Below are 18,694 nucleotides of genomic sequence, written 5' to 3'. Positions count from 1 at the left end.
CGTGCTGCCGACCGCTACCGGCAGCCGCATGCGGCGACCCGTACCGCGATCCGGTCCAGGGCCGCGCGGACCGAGGGCGCGTCGGCGCCGCCCCGGGCCATGAGCGCGAAGGAGAGCAGCCGCCCGTCGCGGTCGACGACCAGCCCGGCGAGGGTGTTGACGCCGTTGAGGGTGCCGGTCTTGGCGCGGACCAGTCCGGCCGCGGCGGCCGATCCGGCGGCGGCGGAGTAGCGGGCGCCGAGGGTGCCGGTGAAGGCGGCGACGGGGAGCCCGGTGAGGACGGGCCGCAGCTCGGGGTGGCGGGGGGAGGCGGCGAGGGCGAGCAGGGAGGTGAGGACCCGCGGCGGGATGGCGTTGTCGCGGCTGAGGCCGCTGCCGTCGTGCAGGATCGTTCCGCCGAGCGGCACGCCCAGGCGGGTGAGCGTCTCGCGGACGGCGCGCGCGGCGCCCTCGAAGCTCACCGGCCGGCCGGCGGCCGCCGCGGCCTGGCGGGCGACGGCCTCGGCGAGGTCGTTGTCCGAGTCGGTGAGCAGCCGCTCGACCAGCCGGGCGAGGACGGGCGACTGCACGCGGGCCAGCTCCGCGGCGTGCGCGGGCGCGGTGGCGGGACGGACGGCGGAGACGGTGACGCCGTGGCGTCCCAGCAGCTCGGCGAAGGCCTGCGCGGCCTGGCCGGCGGGGTCGCCCCAGCGGGCGGCGGGACCGGAGGTGTGCGGGTCCGTGCGGCCCTCGTCGACGGTGAGGGCCGTGATCGGGGCGATGTTGAAGCCGTCGTGGTAGGGGTGGCGGACGGGCCCGGAGTACGCGGAGGTGTCGTAGCCGAGGCGCACGGAGGAGGTGCCGGACGCCCTCAGGGCGGCGGCGGTGCGGTCGGCGAGGTCCCGCAGCGAGGCGGGGGCGGTCCGCGGGTCGGCGCCCGCCGGGCGGGGCAGCACGGTGAGGGTGGGGTCGCCGCCGCCGACCAGTACCACCTCGCCGGGGGCGGCGCCGCGCACGGCCCGGGTGGTGATCCGGTGGTCCGGGCCGAGGAGGGCGAGGGCGGCCACCGAGGTGCCGATCTTGGTGGTGGAGGCGGGGGTGGCGGGCACGGTGTCGCCCGAACCGTAGAGCAGCCGGCCGGTCGCGGCGTCGGCGACCGCCGTGGTGAGGGTGCCCAGGGCGGGGTCGGCGACGGGGCCGGCCAGCGCGGCGCGCAGGCCCGCCGCGGTCGGGACCGGGGCCGGACCGCCGGCGGGTGCGGTCCCGGCGGCGAGGAGGACCGGGACGGCGGGGCGGCGCCGGGGCGCCGCGGCCGGCGGCGCGGCGGGACCCGCGACAGCGGGGCGCGTGACGGCGGGGCGCGGGGCGTCGGCGGCCCGTTCGGCGGTGCGGCGGCCGCCCTCCCAGGGGCCTGCGGCAACGGCGGAGGCCAGCGCGAGGGCGAGGCCCAGCACGCCGGCGACCGCCGCGGTGCGGGCCGGGGTGGCGGCCGTCAGCCGGCCGGCGCACACCCGGGCCGTGCGCCCGGTGGCGCTCCCGGCGGCGCGCAGGGCCGGGCGCAGGGCCGGGCCTCCCGCCCGTCCGGCGGCCCGCCCGGCCTCCAGGGCCGCACGCGCCGCCCTGCCGGCCGCCCTGCCGGCCGCGCGCCCCGCCCGCCCCGCCGCCCGCACGGCCCTCCCCGCGGCCCGCGCGGCGTCTTTCGCCCGACCCGCCCACTGCCCCGCCCCGTCCACCCGACGGCCCCTTTCCCGAGCACTCCGTACCGTAGGAGACACTTGATTCTGACAGTGCCGAATCTTGGAGGACCCGTTGGAGTTCGACGTCACCATCGAGATCCCGAAGGGCTCGCGGAACAAGTACGAGGTGGACCATGAGACGGGCCGTCTCCGCCTCGACCGGATGCTCTTCACCTCGACCCGCTACCCGGCCGACTACGGCTTCGTCGAGGGCACCCTCGGCGAGGACGGGGACCCGCTGGACGCACTGGTGATCCTGGAGGAGCCGACCTTCCCCGGCTGCCTGATCAAGTGCCGCGCCATCGGCATGTTCCACATGACGGACGAGGCCGGCGGCGACGACAAGCTGCTCTGCGTCCCGGCGTCGGACCCGCGCTGGGAGCACCTGCGCGACATCCACCACGTGTCGGAGTTCGACCGCCTGGAGATCCAGCACTTCTTCGAGGTCTACAAGGACCTGGAGCCGGGCAAGTCGGTCGAGGGCGCCCACTGGGTCGGCCGGGTCGAGGCCGAGGCCGAGATCGAGAACTCGGTCAAGCGCCTGAAGGAGTCCGGCCACGCCCACTGAGGCACGGACGGAAGGAGGGCCGAGACCCGCGGAGAGCCTCTCGCGGTCCCGGCCCTCACTGCTGTCCGGGCGCTGCCGCACCGCCGCACCCCGCCGGGGCGGGGGCGGGGCGGCCTCAGCGGCGGGGGTGGGGCTGGTGCAGCGGGCGGCGCGTCGGCCGGGGGGCGGCGTCGCGGGGCTCGGGCCTGCGCGCCGCGGGGGCGAGCTCGGCCTCCAGGCGGGCGGCGATGCGGCGGGCCGCGTCGGCGTCCGCGCCCGGCTTGGAGGTCAGTCCGCCGTGCGCCGGGGGCACCACGCGGGGGGTCACGGCGCGCCGGACGGCCTTGACGACCTCCTGCGCCAGCTCCTCCAGCTCCTCGCCGGTGGCGGCGAGGCAGTGGTCGGCGGCCCAGGCCTCGATGACCCGTGTCGCCGCGCGGCGCGCCTCGCCCGGACGGGGGCGGCGGCCGCCCGGCTCGGTCCGTGCACCGATGGTGGTCTGCATGGTTCCTCCCCGGGACGGGCGGTCCTGTGCGGAGTCCTACGCATCCGGGCCCGAAGCTGTTCACGGGCGACCGATCCGGGACGGGGGACGACCGGTGCCGGGCGGCGGAGGCGGGCGGACGGCAGGGGCGCGCAGGCGGGGACCGGCCGCTCCCGGGCCCGGGCCGGGAACCGCGGGATTCGAAGGGCCGGGGCCGAGGCCGGGACCGGGACCGGAGCGGGTCAGCGGGGGGTGCGGGGGCCCCGCCGCAGGGTGCGGGTCCGGCCCGCGGCGACGGTGCGGCGGCGGGCGGCGGACAGGTCCCGGCGGGCGGCGGGCGGCGCCGGCGGCCGGCCGTCGGCGGTACGGCCGGGCGGGAGGGGCGCGGACGGGGAGGGCGCGGGCGCGTCCCGGCCGGCCGGGGCACGGCCGGCGGGCACGCGGCCGACGGGTCCGCGGCCCGCGGGTCCGCGGTCGGACCGGCGGGCGGCGAGCAGGGCCAGCCGGCGCGCCTCGTGGGCGTCCAGGTGGGCCGTCATCCGGGCGGCCATCCGCTCGGCGACCCGCCGGGTGGCGGCATGGTGCGGCGCGACCTTGTCGGGGGCCCCGGCGATCAGGTCGAAGAGCCGGGTGCGGGCCAGGTCGGCCCGCCGGTGGAGCCGCCGCTCCCGGCGCCCGGCGCGGGCCGCGCGGCGCGGCCGGGTCCGGTAGCGCCACCGCGCCCACGGGCTGGCGGGGCGGGCCAGCCGGACGGCGCCGACCAGGGACAGGCCGGGGACGAGGATGCCGAGCAGCCCGGTCCACACCTTGCCCTTGAGCAGGGTGACCACGGACAGCAGGGCGTTCACGGAGAGGCCCACGACCAGGCCCCACCGGGTGGACTCGCTAGGCACGACGCCCAGCGGGACGTACCCGGTGAGCAGCAGGCCGGTGACGAGGATCCCGATGATCACGGCGTCCACCGACTTGCGGCCCTGCTCGCTCCAGTAGACGTCCTCCAGGTGCAGGAGCAGCGCGAACTCGTCGAGCACCAGCCCGCAGCCGATGCCGAAGAGCAGCCCGAACAGGCCCAGCCGCGCCCCGCCGGTGGTGAACACCCCGAAGCCGCCCGCGAGGAGGAATCCGAGGCCGAAGACGACGTGGTGGATGTGGAGCCCGCCCGGCGTGACGTTCCCCGGCCACCAGCGCACCCCGCGCCGGATCATGCGCACGCTGAACCGGATGAACAGGAACGACCCGATGAACCCCACCAGCAGCAGGAACAGCGGCTCCTTGCCCTGCTCCAGGATGTGGTGGCGGTAGGCGTCCACCAGGCCGCTCCAGTGCACCGGCGGCCTCAGAAGCCCCGGGTGCGCTTGGCGGCCGGCCGCTGCGCGGCGCCCACGCCCGCGCCCACGCCGGCCGGCATCCGCATGAACAGGCGGGCGACCTCGCCCCCGAGGTTCACCCCGACCGCGAGCGCCAGCGCGAGGGCGGCGGCGCGGCTGACCGCGACCAGGCCCTCGGTGGCGTCGCCCTGCGCGACGGAGAGCATGCCGAGGTACATGGCGGAACCGGGCAGCAGCGGGCCCAGCGCGGCGGTGACGTACGGCAGCGCGGAGGCGTAGCGGTAGCGGGAGGCCAGCTGGCCGAAGAGGCCGACGATGCCGGCCGCGACGCCGGTCGCGACCACCGGGGAGACGTCCGCGTCGACGGTGAGCGCGCCGTACACGGCCCAGCCGACGCCTCCGTTGAGGGTCACCAGGAGCAGCGTGCGGCGGTGGCTCTGCAGCATGACGGCGAAGGCGAGGGTGAGCAGCATCGCCGCGGCGAGCTGCAGCACGGGGTAGCTGTGGGAGAGCAGGCTCTGCTCCGGCCGCAGCTCGGCGCCGAAGCGGACCCCCACGTACAGGACCAGCAGGACGCCGGTGATGATGCCCGCGACCAGGTACAGGACCTCCAGCAGCCGGGCCGCGGCGGTGATGTAGAAGCCGGTGAGGCCGTCCTGCACGGCGGAGACCAGGGCCCGGCCGGGGATCAGCGCGAAGAGGCCACCGGTGATCACCACCGATCCGCGCAGGCCGGTGCCCGGACCGGCGAGGGCGAGGATCACGCCGGTGCCGGCGGCGGGCATGGCCGCCAGGACGAACTGGTAGAACTCCGGCAGGCCGCGTCCGGCGACCAGCCACGCCAGCCGGTCGCCGAGGACCGCCGCGGTGAACGCGGTGGCGAAGACCAGCCACGCCCGGGCGTCGAGCTGGCCGCCGACGAGGAGGGAGGCCGCGCCGGCCAGCCCGCCCGCGCACAGGGAGAGCAGCCAGCCGGGGTAGGGGTGGCGGTTGCGGCGGATCTCGGCGAGCCGGCGGTAGGCGTCGTTGACCCCGGCGCGCTCGGCGGTGATGTCCGCGACCAGGCGGTACACGGCGGCGAGCCGCGTGTAGTCGGAGGCGCGGCGGCGGACCGTGCGGTCGGCGGTGACGGGGGCGTCCACCAGCGACGGCTGGTAGGAGATGGAGATCATGATGAACGTGACCTGGGGCTCGCACCGGTCCAGGCCGTAGGCGTGGGTGACGCCGAGCATCGCGGCCTCGACGTCCTCGGCGCTCTCGCCGCTGGCGAGCAGCAGCTCGCCGATGCGCAGGGCGAGGTCGAGGACCCGGGGCACGTTCGGGCCGGAGCCCTCCGGCTTGTCCTCCTGCTGGGTGCGCTCGAAGAGGGGGCGCTCCGACATGGGGGTGCGCAGCAGGGTGCGCATCCGGTCCGGCCAGGGGGCGGCGCCGGGGGCGCCGATCTGCAGCGAGGGCACGGGGATGCCGGACGGGGGGGTGTAGCCGAGGGTGCGCCAGTCGTCCCCGGCGGGGGCGGGGTCGCCGACCGGGCCGAGCAGGCCCTGGGTGGGGGGCGCCTCGGAGGGGTGCGGCAGTCCGGCGGGCGCGGGCCCTGCGGGTTCGGGCCCGGAGGAGCGGGGCCCGGAGGAGCGGGGCCCGGAGGGCCTTGCGTCGGAGGCGGGGGCGTCGGAGGGGGACGGCCCGGAGGGGGACGGCCCGGCGGGGGACGGCCCGGCGGCCCGGGTCCGGACCGCGTCCGCCCGCCGGTCCTGCCCCGTGCGCCCGCCGCGTCCGTGTCCGGCCGGGCCGCGCCCGTCCGTCCTGCTGCTCTCCGCCTCCCGCTCGCCGTCCGCCTGCCGGGTCGTCCCCCGGCCCGTACGGTCCGCCGCCTCCGGCACCTGCCCGCTCCTCGCCGCTCCGGCGGACGGCTCCTGCCGGGCCGCCCCCACCGGTTGTGATCTTTTCCTACACTTTGCCTGATCACCGGCGGGAATGCACACACCCCTCGTGGGCGGTGCGGCCGGGCCTGCGGACGGGGCGCCCGTCCGCCCGGGGACGGGCGGACGGACGGCCGGGGACGGGCGGACGGACGGGGCGGGCTCAGAGGCCGTAGCGCTCCACGGTGTCGCGGTGGGGCGCCGTGTCCGCGCCCGCCGCCTCGGCCAGGCCGGGCCAGGCCAGCGGGTGCTCCCACCCGGCGGTCAGGCGCGCCAGGTGGGCGTCGGCCTCGGCCGCGGAGGCCAGGGGCGGCACGCCCACGGCGGCGTAGAGGCCGGGCAGCGGCTCGCCGCCGCCGGGGTCGGTGACCCGGTACCCGCCGCCGCTCCAGGCCCAGACGCCGTAGCCCAGCCCCCGCAGCCCGTCGCGGAGGGCGGCCCACGCCTCGTCGCCGGGCCAGGCCCCGTCGATCCAGTACGTGGTGTACCCGGCGGGGTCGAGGAGGGCGACCATGCCGAAGAGCGGCCGCCAGTGCCGCAGCTCCTCCTCGGTCTGCGGCCGGGGCTCCAGCAGGCTGGGCTCGAAGACCACCGTGTCGCCGTGGTTGACCGGCACGTCGTCGCCGGTGACCGGGAGGATCCGGGCGGTGGCGGGGCCGGTCCGGACCGCCGGGAGGTCGGTGTGGGTGCCCCGGTCGCCGGTCACCCGGACGGCGACGACCTGCCACTCCTCGTCGACGGGGCCCTCGTCGGAGTCGAACTCCATGCCGAGGCGGCCGGCCGCCGCGCGCACGGCGGCCCAGTCCCGGTTGACGGTGGCGGCGACCACCAGGGCCCACAGGTCGGCCCCCTGGACGGTCCGGTGCTCCTCCTCCGGCCCCGCCCCGCCGTCCGGCAGCGCGTGCTCGAGGATCTCCTCGCAGAGCCGCTGGACCGCGGCGTGGTCGCCGAGCTCGGCGGCGGCGCGGGCCCAGAGCCGGCGGGTGTTGATGCGGTCCGGGGCGCGGGCGACGATCGCCGCGCACTCCTCGGCCACCTCGCTCCAGCGGGCCTCGGCGGCCGCCCAGCGGGCGCGGGTCCAGTGGGCCTCCTCGGCCCGCCCGGCCGCCGCCAGGCGGTCGGCGAGGCGGCGCACGCCGTCCCCGTCGCGGGCCTCGACCAGGGCGCCGGTCAGCGCCCCCGCGAGGTGCTCGTCGTCCGGGTGGGCGTCCAGCCCGCGCCACATCAGGTCGGCGGCGGGACGCGCCAGGCCGAGGGCGCCCAGCAGGGACGCCTGCGCCACCAGCAGGCCGGAGTCGCCGGGGCGCTGCGCGCGGGCCGCGGCCACCAGGTCGAGGTGGGCCTCCGGGTCGTGCGGGGTCCGGGCCCCCGGGCCGTCCCCGTCCTCCGCCGCGGCGTCCTCCGCCGCGGCGTCCTCCACGGGCCCGTCCTCGCCCGGCCCGTCCTCGCCCGGCCCGTCCTGTGCGGACAGCCACGCGAGCAGCCCCTCGGCGGGCACGGGGAGCCCGGGCACCGGCAGCGCCTCGGCGGCGGCGCGCAGCGCGGCGGTCCGGTCGGCGACGCCGTCGGTGCAGCGCAGGTCGGCGAGCTTGCGCTCCGCGGTGTCCGCCAGCGCGAGGGCGACGGTGCGGGCACCGCGGGCGACGGCGAGCCGTCCGGCCACGAGCACCAGGTCCAGGCAGGGGCGGTGGGAGCCGACGTCGTCGAGGTACCCGGCCCAGCGGGCGAGGCGGGCGCCGAGCGCCGCGTCGGCGGGCACCGCGCCGAGCCCGGCCAGGACCTCCACGGTCTCGGCCCAGTGGGCGCGCAGGTCGGGGTACTCCTCGGCGTCCTCCGCGGAGGGCAGCAGCTGCGCGGCCTCCTCGGCGCGGCCGAGGGCGGCCAGGGCGCGGGCGCGGGCGAGCGCGAGGGAGCGGCGGTCGTCCTCGTCGGGCTTCAGGCCGCGGGCGAGGCGGCCCTTCTCCGCCTCGTCCAGCGCCGTCAGCACCTCCTCGTGGCGGCCGAGCAGGTGGAGCGCGCCGGCGCGGGAGAGGTGGAAGTCCAGGGAGGGGTGCTGGCCGGCGGCGTGCATCCGGGCGGCCGCGGCGTCCAGGTGGGCCAGGGCGTCCGCGGGGCGGCCGTCGTCCTCCAGGGTGTCGGAGTACTCGCGCGACAGGCAGTCGAAGCACGCCCGGGAGGGCTCGACGCGCTCCAGCGTCTCGTCCAGGACCGCGAGGCGCTCGGCGACGTAGCCGGGGCCGTCGATGCGGGCGTGGCAGATGGCGAAGTCCTGCACCGTGCAGACGGACTGCGGGCAGTCCGCGGTCTCCTCGCGGTGGGCGAACTCCAGCAGCGAGACGGCCTCGGCGAGGGCCGCCTCGCCCTGCTGGCGCTTGTTGAGGAGGCTCTGCAGCCGCCAGTGCCGCAGGTAGACCTCGACCCAGGGGAGGTCCAGGGCGCGGGCGGCGGCCAGCGCCTCGGGGTGGACCGCGTCCAGCTGGGCGCTGCGGCCGTCGGTGGCGTGGCCGGGTATGTCGACGATGGCCTGCGCCAGGCGGTGGTGGCCGGCCTCGGCGAGGCTGCCGTGGGTGTCGCGGACCCAGGCCCAGATGTCGGTGCCGCTCATACGGTGTCCTCCCCGTGGTCGGTGGCGGTGGCGGTGGCGGTGGTGGCGGTGGCGGTGGCGACGGCGGGCGCCGCGGCGGGTGCGGTGGGCGCGGGCGCCGCCGGGGGCGCGGGCGCGGTGAGGGCGGCGACGGCGTCGCCGAGCGCGGCCAGGGCGCCGGTGAGGTCGCCGCGCCCCTCCCCCGAGGCCGCGGCCATGACCACCTTCATCGAGCGCAGCAGCCCGGCCGCGGTGGCGGCCCCCGGGTGGCCGGCGCGGTAGGCGTCCAGCAGGCTCCGCACCGCGGGGCTGTCCAGGTTGAGGTGGAGCCGTGCCGTCACGCCGCCGTCGGTGCGGGCGGTGAAGGCGCGGGCGAGCCGGAGCGCGGCGCCGGGGATGCGGGCGTCGGCCCGGTCGTCCTCGATCCGCTGCTTGAGCTCGGCCTCCCGGTCGGGCACCAGGACCAGCGGCAGCTCCGCGGGGGCGAAGCGGACGGGGACGAGCTGCTCGCCGTCGTCGGCGAGGGCGGCGGAGAGCCAGGCGGCCTCGTCGGCGGCGAGCGGCCGGTCCGGGTCCCGGAAGAGCGCGCGGTTGCCGTCCTCGCTGCCGAGCTCCACGACCCGGCAGCCGCGCAGCTGCCCGTAGCGGCGCAGGAACGGCAGCACGGCGTAGCGGTCGCCGCGGGCGATCGGCACCTGCATGGCCCGGTACAGCATCTCCTCGAAGCCGCCCGAGGAGCCCAGCGCCACGTGCACGGTGCCGCCGCCGGCGGCGCGGAGCGCGCCAGCGGTGAGGTCGCCCTGCGAGGTGGGCACGGGCACGTCGTCGGCGAGCAGGGCGAAGAGGCGGTCGTCGCAGAGGGCGGCGCCCAGCAGCTCCTGGCCGTGCCGGGCCAGGATGCGGCGCCAGGCGCCCGGCTGCAGGCGCGCGGTCTCGTACAGGCCGTCGACGACGGCGTCGGCGAGGGCGGCCTGCACGGCGCGGTAGTGGTCGTCGCGCTGCAGGTCCTCGCGGCTGGCGGTGGGGGTGAGGCGGGCGGACTCGACCACGCCCCCGACGAACCCGGCCCAGCGGGGCAGCAGGTCGCGGGCGTCCTCGGAGAGGAGCATGCCGCGCAGGTAGACGGCGAGGTCGCGGTTGTCGCTGGTGCCGTAGGTGGAGCCGTCCTGGACCCAGAGCAGGCCGGTGGCGTCGGAGTCGCCGCGCGGGGTGACGGGGAGGGTGGCGAGCGGTTCGAAGCGGCGGCCGAAGCGGGCCGCGAAGGCGGTGCGGGCCTGCTGCGGGTCGGCGGGCTGCGGGTCGAGGCGCCACGGGACGGGGACGGCGTTGAGCGGCTGCGGGTCGTCGCCCAGGTGCACGGGGACGGGCAGCAGCACGCAGTACCGGGTCAGCACCTCGCGCAGCACGTCCTCGTCGGCGACGTGGGCGTGCTCGGACTTCAGGCGCAGCTCCACCAGGGTGCCGGGGGCGCGGGGCGGCACGGGCGCCACCTCGTACCGCTCGCCGCCCACGCTGCGGTAGCGGTGGCCGGCGGCGGGCTCGCGGTGCGAGGTCGTGGTGACGGTGACCTCGTCGGCGACGGCGAAGGCGGAGAGGAAGCCGAGCCCGAAGGCGCCGATCAGCTCGTCGCTGCCGGTGACCTCGCGCAGCAGCCGCGTGTAGCCGGTGCCGACGGTCGCCAGGTAGGCGTGGATCTCGGGCTCGGTGAGTCCGGCGCCGTCGTCCTCGACGGAGACGGTGCCGCGGGCGCGGTCGCCGCGCACCGTGATCCGGCCGGCCCCCGGGTGGGCGGGGTCCTCCAGGCGGCGGCGGGTGAGGGAGTCGTGGCCGTTCTGCACGAGCTCGCGCAGGGCGACCAGCGGGGTGGAGTAGAGGTGCGAGGCAAGCACGGTGACGAGGCCGCCGAGGTCCACCTCGGTGGCACGCAGGCCCTGGGACATGGGGCCACAGTGTGCCAGGACGGCACCCGGACGACCAGCGGTTTCGGGGCGGTGCGGATCTTGCCCGCCGCCCTCCCCGAACGAGGCGGGGCGGGGAGGTTTGGACGTCCCGCCATGACACGGTCGGGCGAACGGGGGCCGGACCGGTGGTGCCGGTCCGGTCCCTCGGTGGAGCCTTGCGGTGCGACGCCGACAGGACCACCTCCACCAGCACAGGGAGAACGCGTGTCACGCTTCCGCACACCGGCGGCCCTCGCCGTCGCCGCCCTCCTCACCGCCCTCGGCCCGGGATCCGCCCCGGCGTCCGCCGCTCCCCCGCCCGCGGCGGGGAGGGGCTCGGCCGGCAGCGCCGTCGTCGGCGGCGGCTGGGGCAACCTCGTCGGCCCGCTGCAGGGCGACGCCGCGGGCCTGCTGCAGACCGCCACCGGTTCCCAGGCGTCCGACCAGGGGAACACGGCCGCCGTCGACGGGAGGTCCGGCACGGTCGGGTCCGTCCAGGGGAACGGCAACGTCACGGGCCTGCTCCCGCCGGCCGCCCCGAACTGAGCCGCACGCACGGCGCCGGGGGCGGGCGGGGGTCCCGTCCGCCCCCGGCGTGCGCCCGCGGGTCCGGGTCCGGTCCCTCCCCGCCCCGCCGGTCCCCCGTCAGCGCAGCAGGCCGTGCAGCCGGGTGCGCCACGGGTGGCGGCGGGCGGCCACGATCCGCACGACGGTGGCCCCGACGCCGGCGGCGCCCACCACCGCCGCGGCGGCCAGCAGGGTCCTGCGCCGCCCCAGCCGGTCCGCCGCCTGCTCCACGGCGTCCGTCAGGTCCTCCACGGTGTCCGGCAGCCCGGAGCCCCCGTCCTCCGCCACCGCGCCGGGGGCGGCGCCGCGGTCCGCCCTGACGGCGGCCGCGCCGTCGCCGCCGGGCAGGTCCGTGCCGTCGGGTCCGGCGCCGTCCAGGGGATCGGCGTGGCGCCTGGCGCCTGCCTCGTTCATGGGGGTCCCTCCCGTCGCCGGATCTCGTCCGGCAGGGCGCGTACCCGCCCTTCCCCCCACCAAGGGTGACGGTCCGCCACCGGAACGGGACAGGGGCGGACGCCCCCGCGGCGGTACCGGGGGCGGCGCCCCGTGGTGCTCCCGGGCCGTCCCGGCGCGGCTCAGGCACCGGAACGGGACAGGGGCGGACGCCCCCGCGGCGGTACCGGGGGCGGCGCCCCGTGGTGCTCCCGGGCCGTCCCGGCGCGGCTCAGGCCGCCTCGGGGATCCCGGCGACCGCTCCGACCCCCGCCTGGCCCGGGATCTCGGCCAGGCCGGACGCCCCCGCGGGACGCTCGTCGTGGCGGACGACCACGAAGGCGTCGAGGGCCGGGTCGTAGTGGTCGTGGTGCGCCAGCCCGGTCAGCTGCGCCTCCTGGTGGGCGCGGGCGGACGCCTTGGCGGCGGGCGCGTCACCGGGGTACCTGGCCACCACCGTGCCCCCACCGGGCGGACAGAGGCGGCAGGTGGATGTCTCGGCGGTGACGGGGGCCATGGTCGTGCTCCTTCTCGGTGTCGTACGGGACGACCGGACCGGCGGCCGTGGTTCCCGCCGGCCGTGGCCGGCGCGGTCACCCGCGGCGCCCTCGACGTCCGTACTGAGCGTGCAGCGTACAGAAGAGTCCCCGAGTGCAGGGAGTGATCTGCAGGGGGGCACGCGAACGGGTGAACGGGGAGGGGCGGCCGGGACGCCCGGTGCGGGACCGGCCCGGGGCGCCGCCGGGCGCCGGGGCCCGCCGGCCACCGGGACGGCCTGCCGGGGGGCGCGGGCGGCCCCCCGGCGGTCCGGCAGGTCGCCGCCCGCGCCGCGCCCCGGGAGGTGCACACTCGAACAGTGCAGCAGGACACGGGCGCAGATCCAGACGGACAGCAGGCCGGCACCGGGGCCGGGGCCGGCGGCCCGGCGGCGGACGGCGGCGGTGCGGCGGACCGCGCCCGGGCGGCGGACGGCGGTACGGACGGCGGCGGCTCGGACGGCGGCCGGGCGGCGGACCACGACGAGCCGCACCGGGCGGGCGGTCTCGGCACCCGGCTGAACTGGCTGCGCGCCGCCGTCCTCGGCGCCAACGACGGCGTGGTCTCCACCGCGGGGCTGGTCGTCGGCGTCGCCGGCGCGACCGACTCCCGCGCCGCCCTGCTCACCGCGGGCCTCGCCGGCCTGCTCGCCGGGTCGCTCTCGATGGCCGTGGGCGAGTACGTCTCGGTGAGCACCCAGCGGGACTCCGAGCGGGCCGCACTCGCGACGGAGCGCCGGGAGCTGGCGCAGGAGCCCGACGCGGAGCTGGCCGAGCTGGCCGCGATGTACCGGGGCAAGGGCCTCTCCCCCGGACTGGCGCAGGCCGTGGCCGAGGAGCTGACCCGGCACGACGCCCTGGGCGCGCACGCCGAGACCGAGCTGGGCATCGACCCGGACGAGCTGACCAACCCCTGGCACGCGGCCTGGGCCAGCTTCGGCGCGTTCACGGCGGGGGCGCTGCTCCCGCTGCTCGCCATCGTGCTGCCGCCGCCCGCCGTGCGCCTGTGGATCACGGTCGTGGCGGTGCTGGCGGCCCTCGCCGTCTGCGGATGGACCAGCTCCCGGCTGGGCGGGGCCCGGGTGCGGCCCGCGGTGCTGCGGAACGTGGCGGGCGGCACCCTGGCGATGGCCGTCACCTACGCGGCGGGCTCCCTGCTGGGCGCGGCCGGGATCTGACGGCCCGGTACCCGACGGCCCTGTACCCGACGGTCCGGAACCTGACGGGCCAGGATCCGACGGGACGGGGCCCGGCAGAACAGGGCTCGGCGGGACGGGGCCCGGCGGAACAGGGCTCGGCGGGACGGGGCCCGGCGGCCCGGGTTCCGCCCCCACGGCCCGGGCCGCCCGCACGGGCCGGGCCGCGCCGGTCCCGGTCAGACCGCGTGCAGCAGGGCGCTGACCTCACGGGCGGTCAGCTCGGCCCCGTAGAGCCTGCTGCCGGGCTGGTGCCTGCGGCCGCCGCGCCCCAGGTAGCCGGCGTCGACCGGGTCGAAGCCGATGTCCCGGATCAGGCCCGCCACCACGGCCTTGGCCTCCTCGTCGCCGCCCGAGACCGGGATGGCCAGCCGCTCGGGGTCGCCCTTGGGGCGGCCGCGGTCGCGCAGGTTCTGCCAGTGGATGGCGTTGAACGCCTTGACCACGTCGGCGCCGCCCAGGTGGTCGCGGATCTTCTCGCTGGAGGTGGTGGCGTCGGAGTCGAGGTCGGGGTCCTGCCCGTCCCGCTCCGGGTAGTAGTTGCAGGTGTCGACCACGATCCTGCCCTCGTAGCCGGTGGCGGGCAGCTCCCGGTACCGCCCGTACGGGACGGACACCACGACCACCTCGCCGAACGCGACCGCCTCGGCCGGGGTGACCGCACGCGCACCGGCGTCGAGCTCCCGGACGAGGTCCTGGAGGGTCTCGGGGCCGCGGGAGTTGCTGACCGCGACCTCGTGCCCGATCCGGGCGAAGTGCTGGGCGAGCGTGGCCCCGATGTGTCCGGCTCCGATGATCCCGATGCGCATGTGCGGTCCTCTCCCTGCTCGGCCTGCTCGGCGCCCCGGCGGCAAGCCGTGCCCGGACGGGCGGCGGCGGAAACCTCCGCCCGTCGGCACCGCCCGACCGGCCCACCGGCCTCGCGGGCCCCGCCCGGGTGGGGCACGGTGGACGGGCCGCACCCCCGCGGGGCCGTGCCCCGGGCGGGCCGTGTCCCGCGGGGCGGCGCACGACGAGTCCGCGCCCCACGAGTCCGGGAGACCGCCATGTCCGACCACACCTACCGGGTGACCGAGATCGTCGGGTCCTCGCACGAGGGCCTGGACGCCGCCATCCGCAACGGCGTCGGCCGCGCCGCCGAGACGCTGCGCCACCTGGACTGGTTCGAGGTGGTGCAGATCCGCGGCCACCTGGAGAACGGCCGGGTCGAGCACTACCAGGTGGGCCTCAAGGTGGGCTTCCGCCTCGAGGCGGGCGACTCCGCGGGCTCCTGACGGCGCGTCCCCGACGGCATGTCGGGGACGCACCGGCACGACGCGGCGGCCTCCCGCAACCGGCCCGCCCCGGCCGCTACCGTGCCTTCGGGGGACGGCCCGGTGTGGAGGCGCGATGGCTCGGCTGGTCGTGGAGGACGGCGAACTCGTCGTGCGCCTGGTCTGGTGGGAGCGGGTGGCGGCCCGCCGGGGCGAGGTGCGGGTGCCCCTCGACGCGGTGCGGGAGGTCGCGGTCGAACGGTTCTGGTGGCGGGCCCTGCGCGGGACGCCGCTCCGGGGGACCTGCGTGCCCGGCCTGTCCTGCACGGGCACCCGGCGCCACGCGGTGGGGGTCGACTTCACGGCCGTCCGGGCCCGCCGCCCGGTGGTGCGGGTGGAGCTGGCCCGGGGGGCGCCGTTCGCCCGGCTGGCGGTCTCCGCCGACGCCCCGGAGGCGGTGTGCGGCGCCGTGCGGAGCGCCGCGGGGCTCCCCGCCGGTTAGGGTCGGCGCATGGCCACTGCCCTGCCCCGCGACCGCGCCGACCTCCCCTACGCGGCCCACCTGGAACCGGCCGACGGACCGCTCTCCCGGGAGGGGGACTACGACACGGTCCTCTTCGAGGACGTGGAGTTCGACGGGCCCGAGGCCGGCGGGGCCCGCTTCACCGAGTGCGCCTTCGCCTCCGTGTCCTTCACCGGCGGCAGGATGCGGCGGGCCCGGTTCAACGACGTGTGGCTGCACACGGTGCGGTGGGTGGGCACCGACCTGGCGCAGTCGGGCTGGCTGGACGCCGAGGTGGTCGGCGGGATGCTGGCGGGCCTGGAGGTGTACGACGCGGAGCTGCGCCGGGTGGCCTTCCACCACTGCAAGTTCGACTCGGTCAACCTGCGGGGCGCCGTCCTGCGCGACGTGGTGTTCCACGACTGCGTGCTGCGCGACGTGGACTTCGCGGGCGCCTCGCTGACCGGGGCCGCCTTCCCCGGGTCCGTCCTGGAGGGCGTGCGGTTCGACCGGGCGCGGCTGAGCCGGGTGGACCTGCGGGGGGCGGCGGCGCTGGGCATCGCGGGCGGGCTCGACGGGCTGCGGGGGGCGACGGTCAGCAGTGCGCAGCTGGTGGAGCTGGCGCCCCTGCTGGCCGACACCCTCGGCATCGCCGTGCGGGACCGCTGAGGCAGGCCGGCGGGGCGCGGTGTCCGGCGGGCTGCGGCGTCCGGCGGGACGCCAGGCGCCCGCGGGCGGGGGAGGCCCCGCCCGCAGACGCACCGGTCAGGGGTAGGAGACCACGTTGCTCGGCCGGGTGTCGGCGCCCTGCGCCGGGCCGCCGGTGTCGTTGACCACGTGGTCGATGACGCCGACGCCGCCGAGCGAGACGGTGAGGACGTCGTGCAGCCTGACGCCGGGCCGGTCCGGCACCTCGAAGCCGCGGGCCGCGTGGACCGTCGGGTCGACGTTGAAGTAGCAGTAGCTGCCCAGGCCCCAGGCCTCGTGCCGCTTCACCGAGTCGGCCACCTTGTAGGCGGCGTACCCCTTGACGCCGTCGTGCGACCAGGCGGCCTGGTTCGGCGGGTCGTACGGCATCTCGTTCTGGAAGAAGACGGTGCGGCCGCGCTCGCCGTTCCAGACCAGCTGGTACTTCTGGTAGTGCTCGACGAAGAGTCCGTACGCGGTGACGTCGTCCCCGTTGACCACCACCCCGGTGTCGGCGGTGTTGACGTCCCAGCCGACGCCCGTGCCGTGGTCGGCGCGCCAGGCCCAGACGTGGTCCAGCAGCACGTCGTCGCTGTTCACCACCAGGCTGGTGGCGGCGCGGCCGGGGCCCGCGCCGCCGACGCGGAAGTAGACGTCCTGGACGGTCGTCGGGTCGGCCGGGTCGCTGTGGCGGGAGTGCCGGGGGCCGACCTGCAGGAGGACGGGCGAGGTGACCGGTCCGGCGTCGAAGAGCAGCCCGGAGAGCTTGACGCCCGCCGTGTCGGCGACCTTCATCGGCACGACGCCGTGCTCGGGCACGAGCGTCGGGTACCCGAGGCCGAGGACCACGGTGCCGGACCGCCGGACCTCGAGGGAGCGGTCCAGGTGGTAGATGCCGGGGGTGAGGACGAGGTCCCTGCCGCGGGCCAGCTCGGCGTTGATCCGGGCGGCCGAGTCGGTCGGTTTGGCGATGAAGAACCGGTCGATGGGGAGGGACGAGCCGGCGGGGGTCCCGCCCGTCCAGGACGGGCCCGACGAGTCGCGGCGCACGGCCGGCACGAAGACCCGGTAGCGGTCCTGGGAGTCCACGTACAGGAACGGCTTCTCCCGGCTGACCGGGGAGGTGTCCAGGGTGGTGTAGGGCGGGGGGTCGTAGGGGGTGGTGGAGAAGGACTGCGGCGGGGCGCCCTGGACGCCGGAGAAGACCTGGTTCCAGACGCCGTTGGACCACCCGCCGACGGAGCTCCCGCGGGTCAGCCACTGCTGCTGCGAGGCGTTGACGACGGTGCCGTCCACCTTCGAGTCGGCCAGGTAGCCGCCGCTGGCGTACCCGCCCTGCCGGGGGAAGAGGAAGAGGCCGCCGCGGACGTGCACCCGCCGCAGCGGGGCGGCCTGCGACACGGCCCACCAGTCGATGCCGTCGGCGGGGGTGACGGAGAGGTTCTCTGCGGAGCGCCAGAAGTTCTCCAGCGCGCTGTAGCTCCCGTCGGGCTGCCGCTGCCCCTCGACGCGGACCTCGCCGGTGACGTCCACGTCGTCGGGCGACATGCCGAGGCCGTAGACGGAGGTGTAGTAGCCGAGCTGGGCGTCCACGTCGTAGTGGCCGGGCTTGAAGAGGAACGCGTGCCGGCCCGTGCCGAACTGGGCGGACTCCTGCGTCCTCAGCACCCCGTCCAGCGCGGCCTGGATGTCGGCCTTCGGGGTGCCGGGGTCGAGGACCGTCACATTGGGGCCGAAGTCGGGCTGCCCCCCGGGGCGGTGGTGCGCGGGCGCCGCTCCGGCGGGCGCGGCGAGCGCCACCGTGACGGCGGTGGCCGCCGCGGCGGCGGCCAGGCGGCGGGCGGTCCGGAGGGCCGGTCCTCCGCGACATCTTTTGAGAGCGCTCTCATCACGGTCGTGCAGCATGAGAGGTATCTGCCTTTTCAGGGTGGAAGGGTCCTCGGGGGCCGGTCGACCCGGGTCGCGCAGCGCGCGGCTCCTCCGGATCCACCGCGTGCGTTTCTACACGCCGTGGAAGAAGGGGGTCAATGCCTGCGGCAGGAGAGCGCTCTCCGGCCCTGGTCGGAGTGCGCCCTGCGGCGACGGGCGGGCATCACGGGCCCCGCAGCCGCCGACGGCCGGCGGGACACCCGCGGTCCCGCGGCACCGCCGCGCCCGGCGGGCGCACGACGCCCCCCGCCCCGGGCAGGGGACCGCCGGCATCAGACCTTGACGACCGCGAGGCGGCCGCCGCACAGGGCGGCGAGGTCGTCGGGGTCCGACGTGAGGATCGTGACCGGTCCGGGGGCGGCGAGGGCGGTGGCGGACAGCATCGCGTCGACGGCGTGCTTGTGCCCGTGCAGCCCGGCGTCGGCAAGGAGGGCGGCCGCGTGGCGGGCGATCGACTCGGTGACCGGTTCGACCACGAGACGGGACAGCGTCCACTCGAGGGCGGGCCGGTTGATGCGGGGATGGACGGCCTCCACCAGGGCGGCCGCGCTGGTGACCACCCGGAGGTCGTCCGCCAGGGCCATCGCCAGCCACGCGGTCACCTCGCGGTCCCGGAGCACCGCCTTGGCCAGCCCCTCGCTGTCCAGGACGAGGGTGCCGGCGGGCACGGCGGCACCGCGGGTCACGCCGCGTCCACCCCGGAACCGCGCCGCTCCCCGTGGGCGCGCCGCAGGAGGTCGCGCTTCTGCTGGACCTCCTCGGGCGTGATCGGGCCGTGCTCGGCCTCCGCCACGGCGATGAGCTCGCCGAGGTTGTCACGCTCGATCTGGCGGGCGACCGCTGCGGCGACGTACGCGGAGAGACCGGACGGGCCGCTCCGGGCACGGGCGGCCTCGGCGATGTCCCGGGGCATGGTGATCGAGTACTTCCGGGTGGGCTCGCTCATACCCCTTATGCTACCGCCGATGCCACCCTCGCGGCGGAGGGGCTTCCGGTGCACCGGCCGTCGGAAGCGCCGTCCACCGCCCCCCGCACTCCGTCTCCTCAGGCCGTCGGCGAGGGCGGAGGCCTCGGCCGA

Annotated in this window: 18 protein-coding genes; 6 read left to right on the top strand and 12 right to left on the bottom strand. The window is 77.8% G+C overall.

Features of this window, described 5'->3' with window-relative positions:
* Nucleotides 1-14 precede the first annotated feature (14 nt).
* Complete coding sequence (gene dacB / locus ACFY07_RS13620; protein WP_390868818.1) at nt 15-1,649, bottom strand: D-alanyl-D-alanine carboxypeptidase/D-alanyl-D-alanine-endopeptidase; 1,635 nt, start codon at nt 1,647-1,649, stop codon at nt 15-17.
* A 139-nt stretch (nt 1,650-1,788) separates the two neighbouring features.
* Here dacB and ACFY07_RS13615 point away from each other — a divergent pair, with 139 nt between their 5' ends.
* Nucleotides 1,789-2,283, top strand: coding sequence for an inorganic diphosphatase (locus ACFY07_RS13615; RefSeq protein ID WP_230649537.1), 495 nt, complete (start codon nt 1,789-1,791; stop codon nt 2,281-2,283).
* 115 nt (nt 2,284-2,398) lie between these two features.
* On the opposite strand, the gene ACFY07_RS13610 is transcribed toward ACFY07_RS13615, so the two are convergent.
* The 5 genes from ACFY07_RS13610 to ACFY07_RS13590 form a co-directional block, all read right to left on the bottom strand.
* The gene (locus ACFY07_RS13610) at nt 2,399-2,767 is read right to left on the bottom strand and encodes a hypothetical protein (protein WP_390868817.1); all 369 of its coding nucleotides are present in this window, start codon (nt 2,765-2,767) and stop codon (nt 2,399-2,401) included.
* Between the two features lie 221 nt (nt 2,768-2,988).
* Complete coding sequence (locus ACFY07_RS13605) at nt 2,989-4,074, bottom strand: hypothetical protein (RefSeq protein ID WP_390868816.1); 1,086 nt, start codon at nt 4,072-4,074, stop codon at nt 2,989-2,991.
* Nucleotides 4,075-4,082: 8 nt separating this feature from the next.
* Nucleotides 4,083-5,951, bottom strand: a complete 1,869-nt coding sequence (locus ACFY07_RS13600) for a threonine/serine exporter family protein (RefSeq protein WP_390868815.1) — start codon at nt 5,949-5,951, stop codon at nt 4,083-4,085.
* A 202-nt stretch (nt 5,952-6,153) separates the two neighbouring features.
* The gene (locus tag ACFY07_RS13595; protein WP_390868814.1) at nt 6,154-8,595 is read right to left on the bottom strand and encodes a hypothetical protein; all 2,442 of its coding nucleotides are present in this window, start codon (nt 8,593-8,595) and stop codon (nt 6,154-6,156) included.
* The gene (locus ACFY07_RS13590; protein ID WP_390868813.1) at nt 8,592-10,514 is read right to left on the bottom strand and encodes an ATP-binding protein; all 1,923 of its coding nucleotides are present in this window, start codon (nt 10,512-10,514) and stop codon (nt 8,592-8,594) included. The genes ACFY07_RS13595 and ACFY07_RS13590 overlap by 4 nt, the downstream gene beginning before the upstream one ends.
* Nucleotides 10,515-10,739: 225 nt before the next feature.
* On the opposite strand from ACFY07_RS13590, the gene ACFY07_RS13585 reads away from it, so the two are divergent.
* On the top strand, nt 10,740-11,060 hold the full coding sequence (locus tag ACFY07_RS13585) for a hypothetical protein (protein WP_230649382.1): 321 nt from the start codon (nt 10,740-10,742) through the stop codon (nt 11,058-11,060).
* 99 nt (nt 11,061-11,159) lie between these two features.
* Here the strand turns inward: ACFY07_RS13585 and ACFY07_RS13580 are convergent, their stop codons facing one another.
* Nucleotides 11,160-11,495: a hypothetical protein gene (locus ACFY07_RS13580; RefSeq protein ID WP_390868811.1), complete on the bottom strand. Its 336-nt coding sequence runs from the start codon at nt 11,493-11,495 to the stop codon at nt 11,160-11,162.
* A gap of 250 nt (nt 11,496-11,745) precedes the next feature.
* A complete protein-coding gene (locus tag ACFY07_RS13575; protein WP_390868810.1) occupies nt 11,746-12,030 on the bottom strand; it encodes a hypothetical protein in 285 nt (94 codons plus the stop codon).
* Nucleotides 12,031-12,567: 537 nt separating this feature from the next.
* Between ACFY07_RS13575 and ACFY07_RS13570 the strand changes: the two genes are divergently transcribed.
* On the top strand, nt 12,568-13,227 hold the full coding sequence (locus ACFY07_RS13570) for a VIT family protein (RefSeq protein ID WP_390868922.1): 660 nt from the start codon (nt 12,568-12,570) through the stop codon (nt 13,225-13,227).
* A gap of 197 nt (nt 13,228-13,424) precedes the next feature.
* Here ACFY07_RS13570 and ACFY07_RS13565 read toward each other — a convergent pair whose 3' ends face one another.
* Nucleotides 13,425-14,054 (bottom strand): NADPH-dependent F420 reductase, encoded by a 630-nt coding sequence (locus ACFY07_RS13565; RefSeq protein ID WP_390868809.1) that lies wholly within the window; start codon nt 14,052-14,054, stop codon nt 13,425-13,427.
* Between the two features lie 237 nt (nt 14,055-14,291).
* Between ACFY07_RS13565 and ACFY07_RS13560 the strand changes: the two genes are divergently transcribed.
* From ACFY07_RS13560 to ACFY07_RS13550, 3 genes are all read left to right on the top strand, one after another.
* On the top strand, nt 14,292-14,519 hold the full coding sequence (locus ACFY07_RS13560) for a dodecin (RefSeq protein WP_230649374.1): 228 nt from the start codon (nt 14,292-14,294) through the stop codon (nt 14,517-14,519).
* Nucleotides 14,520-14,634: 115 nt separating this feature from the next.
* Nucleotides 14,635-15,000, top strand: a complete 366-nt coding sequence (locus ACFY07_RS13555) for a hypothetical protein (protein WP_390868808.1) — start codon at nt 14,635-14,637, stop codon at nt 14,998-15,000.
* 9 nt (nt 15,001-15,009) lie between these two features.
* Nucleotides 15,010-15,669, top strand: a complete 660-nt coding sequence (locus ACFY07_RS13550; RefSeq protein ID WP_390868807.1) for a pentapeptide repeat-containing protein — start codon at nt 15,010-15,012, stop codon at nt 15,667-15,669.
* A 96-nt stretch (nt 15,670-15,765) separates the two neighbouring features.
* On the opposite strand, the gene ACFY07_RS13545 is transcribed toward ACFY07_RS13550, so the two are convergent.
* The 3 genes from ACFY07_RS13545 to ACFY07_RS13535 all read right to left on the bottom strand — a co-directional run bounded on the left by ACFY07_RS13545 (nt 15,766) and on the right by ACFY07_RS13535 (nt 18,562).
* Entirely contained in the window at nt 15,766-17,592 is a 1,827-nt protein-coding gene (locus ACFY07_RS13545; RefSeq protein ID WP_390868806.1) for a coagulation factor 5/8 type domain-containing protein, read from the bottom strand.
* 296 nt (nt 17,593-17,888) lie between these two features.
* A complete protein-coding gene (locus ACFY07_RS13540) occupies nt 17,889-18,302 on the bottom strand; it encodes a DNA-binding protein (protein WP_390868805.1) in 414 nt (137 codons plus the stop codon).
* Nucleotides 18,299-18,562 (bottom strand): CopG family transcriptional regulator, encoded by a 264-nt coding sequence (locus tag ACFY07_RS13535; RefSeq protein ID WP_390868804.1) that lies wholly within the window; start codon nt 18,560-18,562, stop codon nt 18,299-18,301. The genes ACFY07_RS13540 and ACFY07_RS13535 overlap by 4 nt, the downstream gene beginning before the upstream one ends.
* Nucleotides 18,563-18,694 lie beyond the last annotated feature (132 nt).

The organism is Streptomyces sp. NPDC001380, from assembly GCF_042895785.1.
GTDB lineage: Bacteria > Actinomycetota > Actinomycetes > Streptomycetales > Streptomycetaceae > Peterkaempfera.
This window is presented reverse-complemented; position numbering and strand designations above follow the sequence as displayed.

Bases quoted from the DNA above. Each gene is read 5' to 3' on its own strand.
- ACFY07_RS13610 (WP_390868817.1), bottom strand. From the start codon at position 2,767: ATGCAGACCACCATCGGTGCACGGACCGAGCCGGGCGGCCGCCGCCCC.
- ACFY07_RS13595 (WP_390868814.1), bottom strand. From the start codon at position 8,595: ATGAGCGGCACCGACATCTGGGCCTGGGTCCGCGACACCCACGGCAGC.
- ACFY07_RS13590 (WP_390868813.1), bottom strand. From the start codon at position 10,514: ATGTCCCAGGGCCTGCGTGCCACCGAGGTGGACCTCGGCGGCCTCGTC.
- ACFY07_RS13580 (WP_390868811.1), bottom strand. From the start codon at position 11,495: ATGAACGAGGCAGGCGCCAGGCGCCACGCCGATCCCCTGGACGGCGCC.
- ACFY07_RS13575 (WP_390868810.1), bottom strand. From the start codon at position 12,030: ATGGCCCCCGTCACCGCCGAGACATCCACCTGCCGCCTCTGTCCGCCC.
- ACFY07_RS13565 (WP_390868809.1), bottom strand. From the start codon at position 14,054: ATGCGCATCGGGATCATCGGAGCCGGACACATCGGGGCCACGCTCGCC.
- ACFY07_RS13560 (WP_230649374.1), top strand. From the start codon at position 14,292: ATGTCCGACCACACCTACCGGGTGACCGAGATCGTCGGGTCCTCGCAC.
- ACFY07_RS13555 (WP_390868808.1), top strand. From the start codon at position 14,635: ATGGCTCGGCTGGTCGTGGAGGACGGCGAACTCGTCGTGCGCCTGGTC.
- ACFY07_RS13550 (WP_390868807.1), top strand. From the start codon at position 15,010: ATGGCCACTGCCCTGCCCCGCGACCGCGCCGACCTCCCCTACGCGGCC.
- ACFY07_RS13545 (WP_390868806.1), bottom strand. From the start codon at position 17,592: ATGCTGCACGACCGTGATGAGAGCGCTCTCAAAAGATGTCGCGGAGGA.
- ACFY07_RS13535 (WP_390868804.1), bottom strand. From the start codon at position 18,562: ATGAGCGAGCCCACCCGGAAGTACTCGATCACCATGCCCCGGGACATC.